18 protein-coding genes are annotated in these 15,173 nt (G+C 32.5%); 11 read left to right on the top strand and 7 right to left on the bottom strand.

The genetic code is table 11. From position 1 onward, the window contains the following. Positions 1–58: 58 nt before the first annotated feature. The 9 genes from nikA to MUA21_RS11265 all read left to right on the top strand — a co-directional run bounded on the left by nikA (position 59) and on the right by MUA21_RS11265 (position 8,139). Entirely contained in the window at positions 59–1,537 is a 1,479-nt protein-coding gene (gene nikA / locus MUA21_RS11305; protein ID WP_107525295.1) for a nickel ABC transporter substrate-binding protein, read from the top strand. Then, positions 1,534–2,514, top strand: a complete 981-nt coding sequence (nikB, locus tag MUA21_RS11300; RefSeq protein ID WP_107525294.1) for a nickel ABC transporter permease — start codon at positions 1,534–1,536, stop codon at positions 2,512–2,514. Before nikA ends, nikB begins: the two co-directional genes overlap by 4 nt. After that, positions 2,511–3,332, top strand: coding sequence for a nickel transporter permease (nikC, locus tag MUA21_RS11295; RefSeq protein WP_107525293.1), 822 nt, complete (start codon positions 2,511–2,513; stop codon positions 3,330–3,332). The genes nikB and nikC overlap by 4 nt, the downstream gene beginning before the upstream one ends. Beyond that, complete coding sequence (locus tag MUA21_RS11290; protein ID WP_262561295.1) at positions 3,325–4,110, top strand: ATP-binding cassette domain-containing protein; 786 nt, start codon at positions 3,325–3,327, stop codon at positions 4,108–4,110. The genes nikC and MUA21_RS11290 overlap by 8 nt, the downstream gene beginning before the upstream one ends. Then, positions 4,103–4,795, top strand: a complete 693-nt coding sequence (locus MUA21_RS11285; RefSeq protein WP_262561294.1) for an ABC transporter ATP-binding protein — start codon at positions 4,103–4,105, stop codon at positions 4,793–4,795. The genes MUA21_RS11290 and MUA21_RS11285 overlap by 8 nt, the downstream gene beginning before the upstream one ends. A 119-nt stretch (positions 4,796–4,914) precedes the next feature. After that, the gene (locus MUA21_RS11280) at positions 4,915–5,829 is read left to right on the top strand and encodes an ABC transporter substrate-binding protein (RefSeq protein WP_046206700.1); all 915 of its coding nucleotides are present in this window, start codon (positions 4,915–4,917) and stop codon (positions 5,827–5,829) included. Positions 5,830–6,325: 496 nt separating this feature from the next. After that, a complete protein-coding gene (locus tag MUA21_RS11275; RefSeq protein WP_107525291.1) occupies positions 6,326–6,739 on the top strand; it encodes a transcriptional regulator, SarA/Rot family in 414 nt (137 codons plus the stop codon). 139 nt (positions 6,740–6,878) lie between these two features. Beyond that, positions 6,879–7,259 carry a VOC family protein gene (locus MUA21_RS11270; RefSeq protein WP_064209218.1) on the top strand — a complete coding sequence of 127 codons (381 nt, stop codon included), beginning with the start codon at positions 6,879–6,881 and terminating at the stop codon, positions 7,257–7,259. A gap of 58 nt (positions 7,260–7,317) precedes the next feature. Continuing rightward, positions 7,318–8,139, top strand: coding sequence for a Cof-type HAD-IIB family hydrolase (locus tag MUA21_RS11265; protein ID WP_262561293.1), 822 nt, complete (start codon positions 7,318–7,320; stop codon positions 8,137–8,139). 89 nt (positions 8,140–8,228) lie between these two features. On the opposite strand, the gene MUA21_RS11260 is transcribed toward MUA21_RS11265, so the two are convergent. Together MUA21_RS11260 and MUA21_RS11255 are read right to left on the bottom strand one after the other, a co-directional pair. Then, on the bottom strand, positions 8,229–8,651 hold the full coding sequence (locus MUA21_RS11260; RefSeq protein WP_070037261.1) for a universal stress protein: 423 nt from the start codon (positions 8,649–8,651) through the stop codon (positions 8,229–8,231). Positions 8,652–8,757: 106 nt separating this feature from the next. After that, the gene (locus MUA21_RS11255) at positions 8,758–9,822 is read right to left on the bottom strand and encodes a quinone-dependent dihydroorotate dehydrogenase (protein WP_262561291.1); all 1,065 of its coding nucleotides are present in this window, start codon (positions 9,820–9,822) and stop codon (positions 8,758–8,760) included. A 204-nt stretch (positions 9,823–10,026) separates the two neighbouring features. Here MUA21_RS11255 and MUA21_RS11250 point away from each other — a divergent pair, with 204 nt between their 5' ends. Continuing rightward, positions 10,027–10,884, top strand: coding sequence for a fructosamine kinase family protein (locus tag MUA21_RS11250; RefSeq protein ID WP_262561290.1), 858 nt, complete (start codon positions 10,027–10,029; stop codon positions 10,882–10,884). 215 nt (positions 10,885–11,099) lie between these two features. On the opposite strand, the gene MUA21_RS11245 is transcribed toward MUA21_RS11250, so the two are convergent. Together MUA21_RS11245 and MUA21_RS11240 are read right to left on the bottom strand one after the other, a co-directional pair. Then, the gene (locus MUA21_RS11245; RefSeq protein WP_046206707.1) at positions 11,100–11,333 is read right to left on the bottom strand and encodes a DUF896 domain-containing protein; all 234 of its coding nucleotides are present in this window, start codon (positions 11,331–11,333) and stop codon (positions 11,100–11,102) included. After that, positions 11,317–12,288, bottom strand: coding sequence for an LLM class oxidoreductase (locus MUA21_RS11240; protein WP_262561289.1), 972 nt, complete (start codon positions 12,286–12,288; stop codon positions 11,317–11,319). The genes MUA21_RS11245 and MUA21_RS11240 overlap by 17 nt, the downstream gene beginning before the upstream one ends. Before the next feature lie 303 nt (positions 12,289–12,591). Between MUA21_RS11240 and MUA21_RS11235 the strand changes: the two genes are divergently transcribed. Then, positions 12,592–13,359 (top strand): trypsin-like serine peptidase, encoded by a 768-nt coding sequence (locus MUA21_RS11235; protein ID WP_262561288.1) that lies wholly within the window; start codon positions 12,592–12,594, stop codon positions 13,357–13,359. Positions 13,360–13,483: 124 nt separating this feature from the next. Here the strand turns inward: MUA21_RS11235 and MUA21_RS11230 are convergent, their stop codons facing one another. From MUA21_RS11230 to MUA21_RS13390, 3 genes are all read right to left on the bottom strand, one after another. After that, a complete protein-coding gene (locus MUA21_RS11230) occupies positions 13,484–14,053 on the bottom strand; it encodes a TetR/AcrR family transcriptional regulator (protein ID WP_103161494.1) in 570 nt (189 codons plus the stop codon). Between the two features lie 88 nt (positions 14,054–14,141). Continuing rightward, entirely contained in the window at positions 14,142–14,966 is an 825-nt protein-coding gene (locus tag MUA21_RS11225; protein ID WP_336606218.1) for a DMT family transporter, read from the bottom strand. 2 nt (positions 14,967–14,968) lie between these two features. After that, entirely contained in the window at positions 14,969–15,043 is a 75-nt protein-coding gene (locus MUA21_RS13390) for a multidrug resistance efflux transporter family protein (protein WP_498370491.1), read from the bottom strand. Between the last annotated feature and the right edge of the window lie 130 nt (positions 15,044–15,173).

Genomic DNA, 15,173 nt, shown 5'->3' with positions numbered 1-15,173 from the left:
GATGAACTTTGATTATGCGTTTATTATTTAATAAAAATTGTTGAAAAGAGGTATATTTATGAAAAAAATCATCACAGTATTAGCTTCTGCAGCAGTGATTTTGGCTGGTTGTAGTGGCTCTAACAGCGAGTCTAAAGGCAAAACTTTAGATGTAGAGTTACCTTTGAAAACGACATCTATCGCACCATATGAAACGGATGTGCCTGTGAAAATAGGTGCTGCAGAATCATTGTTTAAAGCGACATCTGATGGCAAAGTTCAAAAGTTGTTAGTTAAATCTTATGATCAAACATCACCGACTCAATTAGATTTAACATTAAAAGATAATATTAAATTCCAAAACGGCAAAAAGGTGACAGGCGAAGCGGTTAAAGCTAGTTTGGAGGAAAGTATTCAAAAAAGTGATTTAGTCAAAGGTTCACTACCAATCAAAGATATCAAAGTGAATGGACAAAAGTTGCAAATCACAACTAAATCCGCATATCCTGAGCTCATTTCAGAATTAGCTAGCCCATTCTCAGCTATTTATGATACTAAAGCTAAAGGAGATATCAATAAAACCCCTGTAGGCACTGGTCCATATCAAATCAAAGATTATAAACAATCACAGAAAATTCAATTGGACCGAAATAAAGATTATTGGCAAGGCAAACCTAAACTAGACCACGTCAATGTTACATATCAAGAAGACGGCAATGCCCGCACGAGTGATTTAGATTCTGGAAAAGCAGATGTTATTACAGATGTACCAGTTGAAAAAGTTAAATCATTAAAAGAGAGTGATAAGACAAAAATTTCATCTGTCTCTGGTTTTAGAACTGGATTATTATTATATAATCACACGAGTGACAAAATGACAAAGCAGGTTCGTGAAGCCTTAGATAAAGTCATTGATCGCAAGCGTATTACAGATAATGTTTCAAAAGGTTATGCAACATCAGCAACTGGACCGTTCAACAATAAACTCGACTTTATAGAAAATAAAGATGTGCAAAAACAAGATATTGCGCAAGCTAAGAAAATAATGAAAGATGCTGGATACAGTGAAGCACACCCATTAAAGCTGACGATATCTACGTATAATGGTCGTCCCGAATTACCTAAAATTGCACAAGTGATTCAGTCAGATGCTAAAAAGGCAAATATTGATATCAAATTACGCAATGTGGATGACATACAGGGGTATTTAAAAGATAAAGAACAATGGGATGCCTCACTTTACAGCTTCGGCACAATCCCTAGAGGAGATACAGGTTATTTCTTTAACCAAGCTTATAAACCAAAAGGTGCAATTAATGCAGGGGGTTATGATAATCATAAGGTCACAGCATTAATAGATGAGTTAAATAAAACAGTGGATAAAGAAGAACGAAATCGCATTACCAATCAAATCATTGATATTACAAATGATGACATCGCAAACAGTTATATTTCTTACAATGACAATATTGTTGGAATGAATAAGGATGTAGAAAATTTAACTTCAACACCAGAAGGTATTTACCTTATTGATTATAAGGTTGATAAAAAAGAATGATATTAAAACAGATACTTTCTAGAATTGGACAAATGATCATTGTATTGTTTGTCCTTTCTACTATTACTTTTATATTAATGAAACTTACACCCGGAGACCCAGTTGACAAGGTTTTGCACTTAGATGTAGCGAATGTTTCGAGTGATCAAATTGAAGCAACGAAAGAGCGATTAGAGCTTAATCAATCCCCGATAATGCAATATTTTCAATGGTTAGGTCAAATAATACAATTGAACTTTGGTACCAGTTATCAAACTGGTGAACCTGTGATTAAGGAATTGATTTTCTATACACCTCCAACCTTAACGATTGCAATATTAACGATAGTTATCGTATTTCTAGTTGCCATTCCTTTGGGTATGTTAGCAGCTAAGCGTTATCATACTTGGGTAGATACATGGATAAGAATACTGACTTCATTTACAGTAAGTGTGCCTTCCTTCTTTTTAGGAACGATATTAATTTATATATTTGCACAACGATTAAATATACTTCCTTCATCAGGTTTAGATTCCATTGCTGGTTATATATTACCTGTCATTGCATTGAGTGTTGGAATGAGTGCATATTATGTAAGATTGATGCGTTCGACTTTAGTTGAATTGTATCAATCTAAAGAAGTTGAAGCGGCTAGATTAAGAGGGATGTCAGAACAATATATATTATGGAAAGATTTATTTAAGCCAGCTATTATTCCCGTGATTACTGTATTAGGAATGTCTGTTGGGAGTTTAATTGGTGGTACGGTAGTGATTGAAAATTTATTTGGTATACCGGGCCTAGGTCACTTTCTTGTGGATAGTATTAGAGCGAGGGACTATCCGGTAGTACAAGGTGCCGTTATCATGATTGGATGCTTTGTGGTGTTAGCCAATACGATTAGTGATTTGTTACTTTTATGGATCGATCCTAAACGTCGTTTTAATAAAATCAATGATACATTAAAACGCCACGGTCAGGATGGTGATATGGAATGAAAGATATGAATAAAAGCAGTTTTATCTTTTGCGTGTTTGGTATTTACGTATTGTTGCTCATCATTGCTCAATTTTTTATTTCAACAGATAGTGCTTTGGAGGTACATTTGAATCATACACTAGAGCTTCCTAGTAGTTCACATTGGCTAGGTACAGATGATTATGGTCGCGATTTACTAGCAAGAGTAATCATAGGTGCTAGATATACATTAATCATCAGTTTAATCACATTGTTAATTACTGTAATAATCGGTGTACCATTGGGGCTTTTAGCAGGTTATAAAAAAGGCTTTGTTGATACTGTAATTATGCGTGTTATTGACATAGGATTAAGTATTCCAGAGTTTGTGTTAATGATTGCTATGGCAAGTTTCTTTAAACCTAGTATTTGGAATTTAGTGATAGCAATTACGATTATAAAATGGATGACATACACGCGACTGACACGTTCGATTGTAAGTAGTGAAATAGGGAAACCATATATTCAAATGGCTAAACTATTTAATGTACCAACACATCGTATTATTATTAAACATTTTTTCCCACAAGTGATGCCATCTGTGATTGTTTTAATGACCGTAGACTTTGGGAAGATTATACTTTATATTTCTTCACTCTCATTTCTAGGTTTAGGTGCACAGCCACCTTCACCAGAGTGGGGGGCAATGTTAAATGCAGGTAGAGATTATATCAGTTCATATCCTTTACTATTGATTGTACCAGCATTTCTAATCACATTAACTATTTTATTGTTTAATTTAACTGGTGATGCATTGAGAGATAAACTTTTAAAAAGAAAGCGTGATGTAGATGGCTAATAGTAACCTTTTAGCAATAGCGAACTTAACCATCACAGATAACAGCGGACAAAGACTTGTAGATCAACTTGATTTAGCATTACGAAAAAGTAAAGTGAATGTTTTGGTGGGTGAAAGCGGTTCTGGAAAAAGTTTAACTGCAAAAGCACTTGTGCAACAAGTTCCTAATATGCTAACCACACATTTTGATTCACTAGTTTACAAAGGGCAATCCATCACAGGTGTGCGCAATTTACTAGGAAAAGAAATTGGATTTATATCTCAGGATTATACACATAGTTTTAATGATCATACAAAATTAGGTAAGCAATTACTTGCGATTTATAAAATGCATAATAAGGTAGACAAGACAACGGCTAATAAGTTTGTAAAACAAGCACTTAAATGGGTGGACTTAGATCCAGAAACAGTGATGACGCGTTATAGATTTAACTTGTCAGGAGGTCAACTTGCAAGGGTGCAAATCGCCAGTGTTTTAATGTTAAAGCCAAGTATTATTATCGCTGATGAACCTACAGCATCATTAGATGCAATCACTGGCTATAATGTGATGCATTTAATCAAGCACTTAGCGGAAGTCCATAAGGTGACTTTATTGATGATTACACATAATTTATCTCATGTGCTCGATTTTAGTGACTGGATTAGTGTTATTCAACATGGTAAGGTCATAGACTTTAACCATGTACAAGCATTTAAAGATGGGAATGTAAAACCATATAGTCTTAAATTATTTGATGCGCGTAGTCAGTTAAGGAAGGATGGCATAAATGATTAAGTTGAAACAGGTTAACTTTGCTTATAAAAATGCGCCTATTTTAAAAAATATTAACTTAACTATATCTCCAAATGAAAAACTAGGTATTGTTGGTGAAAGCGGTTCTGGTAAGACGACTTTGGCCCATATCATGCTAGGATTATTAACTGATTACCAAGGTTATTATTCAACACAAGGATTAAGTATGCTTCCAATATTCCAATATGCATATGACAGCTTTAATCCCAAATTCAAAATACAAACCGCGCTTGAAGAGCCATTACGATATTACAAAGGTTCACAATCAACATCAGATATTCGCTCAAACCTAAAATATTTAATGTCATACATGCAGTTAGAAGAAGTATTATTACAAAAATTTCCAGACGAGTTAAGTGGTGGTCAGTTACAACGATTTAACACCATACGCACATTAATGCTAGAACCTGATATGTTAATCTGTGATGAAATAACAGCGAGCTTAGATGTCATCGCTGAACAAAGAATGATAAAAGTTTTGAAAGATTACTGTGATCAAACAAACAAAGGCATCATTATGATTTCTCATGATATCGCATTTTTAAATCAATTTGTTGAGCGTATTGTTGTTATGAAAGATGGAGAAATTGTCGATGATTTTATGATTACTAATTTATTTTCTGAAGATCGCCATCATTATACGAAAGCGCTACTTTCTCTATATTAAGCTGAGCAATAATTAAAGTACAATCAACAAATTTTTGTGGTTTGCTCAATATAAATGAAGTATAATATATAATTAAGCTCAGTTTAAATTGTAATTATATGAAAAGGGGATATTTAGAAATGAAAAAATTATTATTACCATTACTTGCACTTATTTTGGTATTAGCAGCATGTGGTAATCAATCAAATAATGAATCATCAAAAAGTAAGAAAGAAACAAAGACGTATGTTCAAGATTCAGGGGATAAAGTGAAAATTCCTAAAAAACCTAAACGCATTGTCGTACTGGGGGCTACTTATGCAGGTGGCTTAAAACAACTTGATGGGAACATAGTAGGTGTAGCTAACATCGTGAATGATAGCAAAGTGTTAAAAGATAAATTTAAAGATGTCAAAAAAGTAGATGCAGAGAATGTGGAAAGTGTCGCAAAATTAAAACCAGATTTAATTATTACTTACAATACAGATAAAAATTTAAAAAAATTAAATAAAGTTGCTCCTACAATTGCTTTTGATTATTTGAAACATGATTACAAAGAGCAACATCAAGAATTAGGGAAAATTATAGGTAAGGAAAAACAAGCGAATGCATGGATTGATAAGTGGGATAAAAAAACAAAAAATGATGGTAAAACAATAAAAGAAGCTATTGGTGAAAACACAACAGTTTCAATTATTAAAGATTTTGATAAAAAAGTGTATGCACTCGGTAAGACATACGGTCATGGTAGTGAAGTGTTGTATGATGCATTTGGCTTAAAAATGCCAGAGAATGTTGAAAAAGCTACTAAGAAAAATGATTTAGCTGATATCTCTGAAGAGGAAATTCCAGATATGGCGGGTGATTACGTGGTTACACCTGTAGCTAAAGGAACTAAATTATCTTTTGAAAATAAAGATCTATGGAAAAGTACCGAGGCTGTCAAAAATGGACATACAATTAAAGTAGACGAGGGTATTTATTGGCTAAATGATCCTTACTCTTTAGAATATGAACGTAAAGATTTGAAAGATCAATTATTGAAAAAGCAATAAATATAAACCGGATTAATTTTATAAATTAAAACCATTTTAGTTACTATTAACAGTTTAAACACTAATAGAATTGAACTTATTTTATTAGTAGTTGTTGTTAGTACACTAAAATGGTTTTTGTATTATGCTCAATGATAAATAATGTCATAATTATATAGGGTTGATGAAAGCATATATAATTTTTAAAATCTTTTAAAATGAATGTAGGCAAATGGTTTAGAAAAATAACAAAATGATTAGCTATACATAGTAAGGGTTGTGAGTATCTAGTCTTTAACTCGATATTTTTATCCTTTAAACTAGAAAGAAAATGCTAAAATGTTGAGTATATTGAATGATATAGATTACCAAATTTATTGTTGAAGCCAAGTATTTATATAGGTAGTGTTAGACAAAACCCAGAAGCTAGAATTAATAATTTTTGTACAACATCATTTAAGAATTAATTAATGAACTGAAGAAACTTTCAAATGTATGGTTAGTGGGGAGATATATCATGAAAAAAGAACAAAAAGTGGATAACTGGATTAAAATGACGAAATATATACATTATATTGAAGCGATGATCGAGAGGAAATTGAAAGAACAATACCATCTAAGTATTAAAGAGTTTTATGTATTATATGGAATTTATAAGTCAAAAAATAAAAAATACAAGATCAATGATTTGATAAAAGTGGTTGATTTAAGTCAAAGTGCGATGTCTAGACTTATTGTAAGAATGGAAAATACAGAGACTGAGCTTGTATATAGACAAGAGTGTGTAGAAGATCAACGAGCCATGTATATTTACTTAACTAGTAATGGAGAAAAAGTGACCCAAAAAGCACTTCATACTTACGACCAATTATTAAAGCAAGTGAATTTAAAGAGTATTAGAACACTAGCAAAAATGGATGATAGTGATTAATGTTTGTCGTAAGAAATAAAAATTTTAAAACTTTACGCTATTGAAATGAAAAAATGATTAAGTCATGCGTTCTAATGTATTTTATGTTTTACTATAAGTGTGTAATACATTGAAAAATTTGAAAAGGGAGAGAATGCTGATGGAAATTAACGCTGCATGGCTCAATTTACCAGTACAAGATTTGGAAGCAAGTGAAAAATTTTATGATACGATTGGGTTTACAATCAAAAAACATAAAGACATGATGAATAAAATGCGAGGTATTCAAACGAAAGATGGCCAAATCATTATGCTGATAGAAAAAGAACAATTTGAAAATGTTTCTAGACTTTCATCTATAGGTAGTAATGAAGCATTAGTATCACTTTCAGTTTCAACAAAACCTGAAGTTGATACGTTGGTTTCATTGGTTGAACAGGCAGGTGGAAAAGTACTCGAAACAGGCACAGAACATGAAGGGTATTATGGGGCGTTATTTAGTGATATAGATGGCCATTTGTTCAATGTTATTGTAATGTAATGACTTACAAGACAATCTCATCTTTGAATGATTTGTACAGGAATGGAAGGTGTAACATTTGATAAAAGCAATAGCGGTAGATAAAGATGGTACTTTTTTTAAATCTGATAATACCTTTGATGAAGCTTATTTCAATAAAATTTTTAAGAGCATGATGGACAGGGATATGAAATTTATCATTGCTAGTGGAAACCAATATGCGCAATTGCGTTCGTTTTTTCCTGAAAAAGATCAGCAGATAGCATATATAGCCGAAAATGGTGCAGTGACGTATCAAAATAACAAGTTAGAAGCGGCTGAATATTTTGATCAACAATTGGTTTTTGACGTTTTGAATTTGATCATTAATCATTATCATATTGAAGATATTGTGTTAAGTGGAGTTAAAACGGCTTATGTATTAGAAAGTGTGAGTAACGACTTTTTATCATTTTTATATAAATATTATTTTAATATAACAAAAGTTACAGACTTTAACACAATTAATCAAGATAAATTTGTTAAAATTGCGCTTAGAATTAAAGACCCACAATTTTTAGATGAAGTGATGAGAGGCTTGACTGAACAATACGGAGAAGAAATAAAGCCAGTAACGAGTGGAAATGATAGTCTAGATTTAATATTACCTAAAGTGAATAAAGGTGTGGCGATTAAAACACTTTTAGATAAATGGAAGATTGAACCTCATGAATTGATGGCTTTTGGAGATGCAAATAATGATATAGAAATGATAGCTATGACGCCAAATAGTTATGCAATGGCTGAATGTAGTCCAGAAGTGGCTGAAGTCGCAAATTACAAAGCACCATCTAATGATGAATCAGGTGTGTTGCAAGTCATTGAACGATATTTAAAACAAGCTAACAATATGACAAACTAAAACAACGACAAAAAACTCATTATTCCATTACGACATATCCTTACGAGAGATTTGTTAACAGAATAATGAGTTTTATTAATGGTGTAACATTATTTTATAATAAGTACAGGAATATTTGCGCTATTAGCGATTTTATGAGTAACATTACCTAGTACATTTTTTATGTCTGGTTTGGCACGTTTATTACTCATAACGACGATATCATAGTTGTTTTCTTCGATTTCATTTAATATTTCTTGTTTAATGTAGCCAGAACGAAACTTCACTTGGATTTTTAAGCCGAGTGATTCTAGTTTTTCTACAAAAGGTGATATCTCTTTGCCTTTTTCTTCAGCTAATTCTTCAAAATGTTTGCCATCATAGCGAACTGAGGTTTGTAAATCACCTTCAGGTATCACGTTGAAAATAGTGATTTTTGCATTATCAACACCAGTAGTTAAATTTTGTAATTCTTGGGGAACATTATTAAAAGAATTATCAAAGTCATATGCTAACAATATATTTTTATACATTTTAGCGCCTCCTTCAGTAATTATTTACCCTATATAATAAAAAATTATCATAATTTCACTATTAATATTTTACAATAAATAATTCGATTAGAAAAACTAAAATATTTTACACATCTAATCCTATGATATCACTGACATGATTGTATCCATTGTTTTGCAAATATTGTACGAGTTGTTTGTTCATCTTTTTAGTTAATCCGGGGCCTTCAAATACGAGCGAACTATAAATTTGTACCAATGATGCACCATGACGTAACATTTTGATGACATCATTCACTGTGAAAATACCGCCCGTACCAATGATTAAAAACTGCCCCTGCGTTTCCCTATATGCTTGTGCAATAAGTTTTAAATTACGTTCGAATAAAGGTTTACCACTTAACCCACCAGTTTCTTTTTGATTAATGGAGTGTAACTGTTCACGTTTTTGCGTAGTGTTAGCTAAAATGATGCCATCAAACGTTTGTGTGATAGGTTTAAGTATTTGTGATAAACCTTCTGGACTAAGATCAGATGTTAATTTAATAAAAATAGGTACATCTAGTTCATGCTGGATTTTGTAATTTTGTATAGCAGAACATAATTGAGAAAATTCATTTTTATCATGAAAACTTTGTAAGTTTTCCGTGTTAGGCGAACTGATATTAACAGTGAAAAATGTAACGTCATTTTTAAATGTGTCGATGACTTTTATATAATCTTGATAACGTGATTCATATGGTGTTGTTTTATTTACACCTACATTTATACCAATAGGTGTATGGTAACTAAATTTTCTTAAGTTGCTCAATGCTTTGTTCATACCTAAATTGTTGAATCCCATACGATTGATCAGAGCATGGTCCTCTACTAAACGATACATGCGTGGTTTAGCATTGCCAGGTTGTGGTTTAGGTGTTATTCCGCCTAATTCTAAAGCACCAAAACCTACTTTATCTAATGCTTTAGGAACTTCACAAGATTTATCAAATCCTGCAGCTAATCCGATTGGATTTGCAAAATGAATCCCTTTCATATTTTGCGATAATATCGGATGTTGATAATGAAATAATTTTTCAAGTATCGGCAACAATTTAGTATGCTTTTGTGGGATTTTAAGAGCATTTATCGTCATGCCATGCGCCTTTTCAGGGTCTAATTGAAATAATATAGGTTTAATTAACTTATACATGTTGTCATCGCTCCATTTGTTTAATTAGTAGTAGATGAAAATAATTGTCTTTAATAGACTAGCATTTTAGTATTCGTATGCCTAGTATATATAAGAAATATTAATATAACCTTCAAATTATTAGGGAAGACACTGATTTTGATTAAATTTTAAATAAAACGGTAATAGTACAATGATGTGATGGAATAATGGAGGGATATTTTTATGAAAAAACAATGGCAATCACAATTACCATTAGACAATATACAGTCTATTACACCAGTAAGTGGTGGAGATGTTAATGAAGCATATCGTGTAGAAACATCTCAAGAGCCATATTTTTTATTAGTACAACGTCAGAGAAGTAAAGCCTTTTTTGCTGCAGAAGTTGCTGGCCTCAATTTGTTTGAAAAAGCTGGAATTACTGCGCCGATAGTCATTGATAGTGGCGAAATCGATGGAGATGCCTATCTTTTGCTAAGTTTTTTAAATGAAGGAAACCAAGGTAGCCAAGCTGAACTTGGAGAATTGGTAGCTAAAATGCATCAACAACAGCAGCCAGATGGCAAGTTTGGTTTTGATTTACCTTATGAAGGCGGTGATGTATCATTCGACAATGATTGGTCTGATAATTGGACAACCATATTTGTTGAACGTCGTCTAGATCATTTAAAAGATAGATTGGTAGATCAAGGTTTATGGATAGAGGAAGATGTACAAACTTATCATAGCGTGCGGGAAGTCATTGTAAATGCGTTGAGTGACCATACGAGTAAACCATCATTATTACACGGTGATTTATGGGGTGGTAACTATATGTTCTTAGAAAATGGTCAACCTGCATTGTTTGATCCGGCACCATTATATGGTGATAGAGAATTTGATTTAGGTATAACTACTGTGTTTGGTGGCTTTACTCAAACTTTTTATGATTCCTATAATAAGCATTATCCTTTAAGTAAAGGTGCGAATCAGCGATTAGAATTTTATCGTTTATATTTATTAATGGTGCATTTATTAAAATTTGGAAGTATGTATGCAGGCAGTGTAGATCGCTCCATGGAAAACATATTAAATGGTTAAACATGATAAAGATGATTTTCTATTGTTATAAAGTGACGTTACACATTGTATTCATGATGAATATACAATTTTTAAAAATGAAATAGACGGTAATAGTCACTTAGAATGATGAGATTAGTATAAAATTAAATATGATGAACTGAATCATTAGTATATTTCAATCTAATTGATACAAAGAAAATCCGTTAAGCATTTTCTGCTTGACGGGTTTCTTATTAATCTAAATTTAGCGTGCCCATTTCTTCACGCAATTTATAAACTTTATCAGGCGTAACATCTTCACCTAAAGGATCCACAACTTTTAAAGTGGAAAATGTGTTAACGACTTGGCCACGAATCATTTGAAGATATTCTTGTCTTAATACTTGCTGTTCTTGTTTTTCTTCTACAGTCAAAGGCTGTACTTTTTCTTTATTTGCTAATTGGTTAATTCTATCTAGTAGTTTCATAAATTTTGTCCTCCTGTAAATGTCGAGGTGGAAAGTGTGGGATTATTTCATTGCCGACCTCTGTTAATATATCTTTATAAGTTCTGTTGTTGGTTATAAACTGCAACATGATATGATTGGTTCCGATGCGTTCGTACGCTTTTAGGATGTTTAACAAAGTGTTTCTTCCTAAGCGATAACCACCTTTAACTGGTTTTACAAGTTCATTTGGATTCGCTGATAAATCAATGACTAAAGGATGCATAAATGGTTTGAATGTTTCATTTTGATGCCATTGCTGTAATAATGCCTTTTGTTGTTGGAATGGTTGAGGATAAAATAGCCACCCATCCAAATGCGTTTTTAACCAATCTATATGCTGTTTGGCGTATCCTGTTGCGAAAATTGGAATATGCTTATGCTTTGGTAATACTTGTAGGCCAGAATCTTCATACAGTTCAAATAAATGATTTGACGTTTGTGGTGATGATGATTGCCATAGTTCTTTTAAAGATGATACAGCTGATTGAAAATGTTGACTTAGCACATTCGGATTGATTTTAAAAGTTGGAAATTCAAATTGCCGATCTCCAGTAGCAATCCCTAATAATAATCGCTCGTTTGATATTAAATCAAGAGAAGCAGATGCTTTAGCTATATGCACAGGATGACGTAATGTTGCAACAATACTAGATGTTCCGAGAGCGATTTTGGATGTGTTGGCAGCGATAAAAGTTAAAAATACAAACGGATCGTAGTTTGTCGTTACATTACCAAGATGCGGACTATATAAAGGACTATCTCGCACAAATAAGCTTGTGAATCCAAGTCTTTCAGCATATTGAACTAATGCTATTTGTTGATCAAACGGCAATGCGATATTTTCAGAATCGTCAAAGGGTAACATTAATCCTAAGGTTAAATGTTCCTGTTGAAAAGTTCGTTTGAAACCATTGTGTGTTTGAATTGTTGTCACGTCTATCCCTCCTCTTCAATCATATTAAACAACGATTGTAAACTAAGAAACATATGTTGTTTAGATTGATTATATGTCACGACTTATTATAATGCAAACAACATGTTTATAGATTCATTGTATAAACAACAACGTGAGCAATATGTTGTTTAAGTTATTTAGTTAATGTCCCAATGATTGTTGAATTTGTGAATGAATATTAACGATTTATAAAATCATAATGAAACATTAATGATTATTGATTAAAATCTTAAAATTCTGTAAATTTAAAAAGTAATATCTTTTAAATAGGAGGTACTTTTGTTGAAAAATATTTTAGTTAGCATCGTTATAGGTGTTCTATTATTTTTATCAAGCGCTATCAATGATGAGACGCAAGCACAAACGCAAAATGGAACTTTGCCAGATTCACAACAGAGTAATGAACACAACCAAATAGATACTGCCACGCCAAGGGTAATGCTACCAGGTGAAAATAGACATCAAATTAAAAATACTCGAACGAGTCATTACCAATCAATTGGCTACGTAGAAAAAGGAGAAATGATTGCTACCGGTGTGGTTATTGGTAAAAATACAGTGCTGACGAATAAACATGTAGCGGATAACAATAATGCAAATCTGTCGTTTGCGCCCGCTGCTGAAAATGAAAATAGTTTTCCGTACGGTACTTTTAAGGCAAAAGAAGTGATAGCATATCCTGGTGATGCTGACTTAGTAGTTATTCATTTTAATAAAAACAGTGAAGGACAATCGGTTGGTGATGTTGTGACACCTGCCACTATTGGAGAATCTACCACTGTGTCGAGCAATGAGCCAATAACAGTTACTGGTTATCCAGGTGACAAACCTTTAGCAACGATGTGGGAAAGTTCCGGTAAAGTCAAAAGTAATAATGATAACATATTGACGTATAGTGCTAGCACATTTGGTGGGAATTCAGGCTCACCTGTCTTTAATGATAATAATGAACTAATCGGCCTACATTACGGGGGAGTGGAAGGAGAAAGCAATAATGCAGTGGCGATAACAGGTGAAGTATTAGAATTTATCAAGAAACACAATGTTTAAACAATTGTTGTACTCAAATATATTATCCCCCTCGTGAAATAAAGTTATGATAACTGATGGTTTAACGAGGGGGTGAATGTTTACAGAACAACTATTTTCATTGTCTAAACTCATTGTATGTGAATTATTTTTGTTTTGAAAGTTGTGATGTAATGAAAGGTAATGACTTGTTGATATACGTTTCAGCAGGCAATTTACTTGAATGAAACCAATGTTTGGCAATGCCGTATAACCCCCATGAAAGAAAACGTGCACTTGTAGCAAGCGTTTCTCTATCTATATCTTTGTGTTCATCAGACATTAATTTTAAAAAAATATCTTCTAATTCTTCTTTAATTCTTTTTTCGACAATTTCACCATATGCTTCACTGTTTAGACGGCACTCTTCGTGCGTATCTTGAATATAGCTAGTGATTGTAATAAAACATTGACACAATGCATTTTCATTTAATTCTGCAACCATACTGAGTGATTGATTTAAATTTTTTAAGATTGTTTCAGACAATGTATAATCCATAATGTCATATTTATCGTAAAAATGAGCATAAAAAGTAGCGCGATTGACAGTAGCACGTTCGGTGATATCTTTAACTGTAATCGATACTAACTTTTTTTCTTTTGCAATTTCACGAAAAGCATCCATTAATAATTTCTTTGTTCTTATAATACGGGGATCTATATGAGTATGATTCAATTGATTACACCTCTATATTTGTTATTAGCATCAGACAAATTATCTTGCTTTACGCACAAGTTGTCAATAAACATAACTGACTATAACATTATTTTATTTCTATTTTACGATTATTTATTTTACTATTTAAAAAACAATAGATAATGATACCAAATGTGATGATCATAATACCAACGATACTCAATATATTTGGTAACGCTAAACCTAAAAGTAACATTTCACCAATTAATGTAAAAACGATTTCCATCGCTTGTGTTGCTTCAACTGCAGCTAACTTAGTTTGATTGTGTTTTACCATATTTGTAGCATAGAAGAATAATGTTGTTGCGATAATACCAGAGAAAATTGCAACTAAGAAAGTTTGCATGATTTGATTTGAAGATGGCGGTCCTTGCCTAGCCAATCCAATGAGAAAGATGAGCAACCATAATGGTAAGGTGACTAAGGTCATACCATAAATCCGTTCAATCGTATTTAAGTCATTGCCAACAAGCACCATCATTTTACGATTGCCTGATGGATAACAAAATGCCGCAACGATTAACGGTAAAACCGATAATAAAAATATATGCAAGTCTATATTTGAAATGTGTGGTATTTGTACAATAATAACACCTAGAATCATAATGCTCGATGTAATTAACGGGCGCCATGCGATTCGTTCTCGCACTTTAATTGTAGCTGTATCTTGTTGTATGTATGTGTAGAAAAAAGGAGCAGTGAGAAGGCCGCAAATAATAGTTAATTGCCATGTTGCAGAAATAAGCCAGCCCGGGCTATAATTTGATACAAAAGTTATAGGCACATAGAAAAAGACAAAGGCAAGAGAACTCCACAATAGCCACGCGAAAAAATGTTGTTTAATATGCAGCAGAACAACATGATGGCGGGTTTTATGCTTCCCAATAACCATTATTAATTAAAAAACGGAAACATAAAAATAAAACGTAGTGACGCACTAAAAAGCCAACTTCCGCCGTCGTTAGACATTGCATGGTTTAATATGAATGTAATAGAAAAAAGAAAGCAGCTAATATACCAATTAAAATTGCTCGCATTTAAGACCACCTCAAGTTGTTTAATGATACTAACTTACCAGCTTTTTTAATTACAGCAAACA

Origin of the sequence: Staphylococcus ureilyticus (assembly GCF_025558845.1) — a bacterium.
Classification (GTDB): domain Bacteria; phylum Bacillota; class Bacilli; order Staphylococcales; family Staphylococcaceae; genus Staphylococcus; species Staphylococcus ureilyticus.
Note: the sequence above shows the minus strand (reverse complement) of the source record. Positions and strands in the feature narration are given on the sequence as shown.

Coding starts and splice junctions, on each gene's coding strand:
- nikA (WP_107525295.1), top strand. CDS start 59: ATGAAAAAAATCATCACAGTATTAGCTTCTGCAGCAGTGATTTTGGCT.
- MUA21_RS11285 (WP_262561294.1), top strand. CDS start 4,103: ATGATTAAGTTGAAACAGGTTAACTTTGCTTATAAAAATGCGCCTATT.
- MUA21_RS11255 (WP_262561291.1), bottom strand. CDS start 9,822: ATGTATAAGTTAATTAAACCTATATTATTTCAATTAGACCCTGAAAAG.
- MUA21_RS11225 (WP_336606218.1), bottom strand. CDS start 14,966: ATGGTTATTGGGAAGCATAAAACCCGCCATCATGTTGTTCTGCTGCAT.
- MUA21_RS11270 (WP_064209218.1), top strand. CDS start 6,879: ATGGAAATTAACGCTGCATGGCTCAATTTACCAGTACAAGATTTGGAA.
- MUA21_RS11275 (WP_107525291.1), top strand. CDS start 6,326: ATGAAAAAAGAACAAAAAGTGGATAACTGGATTAAAATGACGAAATAT.
- nikB (WP_107525294.1), top strand. CDS start 1,534: ATGATATTAAAACAGATACTTTCTAGAATTGGACAAATGATCATTGTA.
- MUA21_RS11245 (WP_046206707.1), bottom strand. CDS start 11,333: ATGAAACTACTAGATAGAATTAACCAATTAGCAAATAAAGAAAAAGTA.
- MUA21_RS11280 (WP_046206700.1), top strand. CDS start 4,915: ATGAAAAAATTATTATTACCATTACTTGCACTTATTTTGGTATTAGCA.
- nikC (WP_107525293.1), top strand. CDS start 2,511: ATGAAAGATATGAATAAAAGCAGTTTTATCTTTTGCGTGTTTGGTATT.
- MUA21_RS11260 (WP_070037261.1), bottom strand. CDS start 8,651: ATGTATAAAAATATATTGTTAGCATATGACTTTGATAATTCTTTTAAT.
- MUA21_RS11290 (WP_262561295.1), top strand. CDS start 3,325: ATGGCTAATAGTAACCTTTTAGCAATAGCGAACTTAACCATCACAGAT.
- MUA21_RS11250 (WP_262561290.1), top strand. CDS start 10,027: ATGAAAAAACAATGGCAATCACAATTACCATTAGACAATATACAGTCT.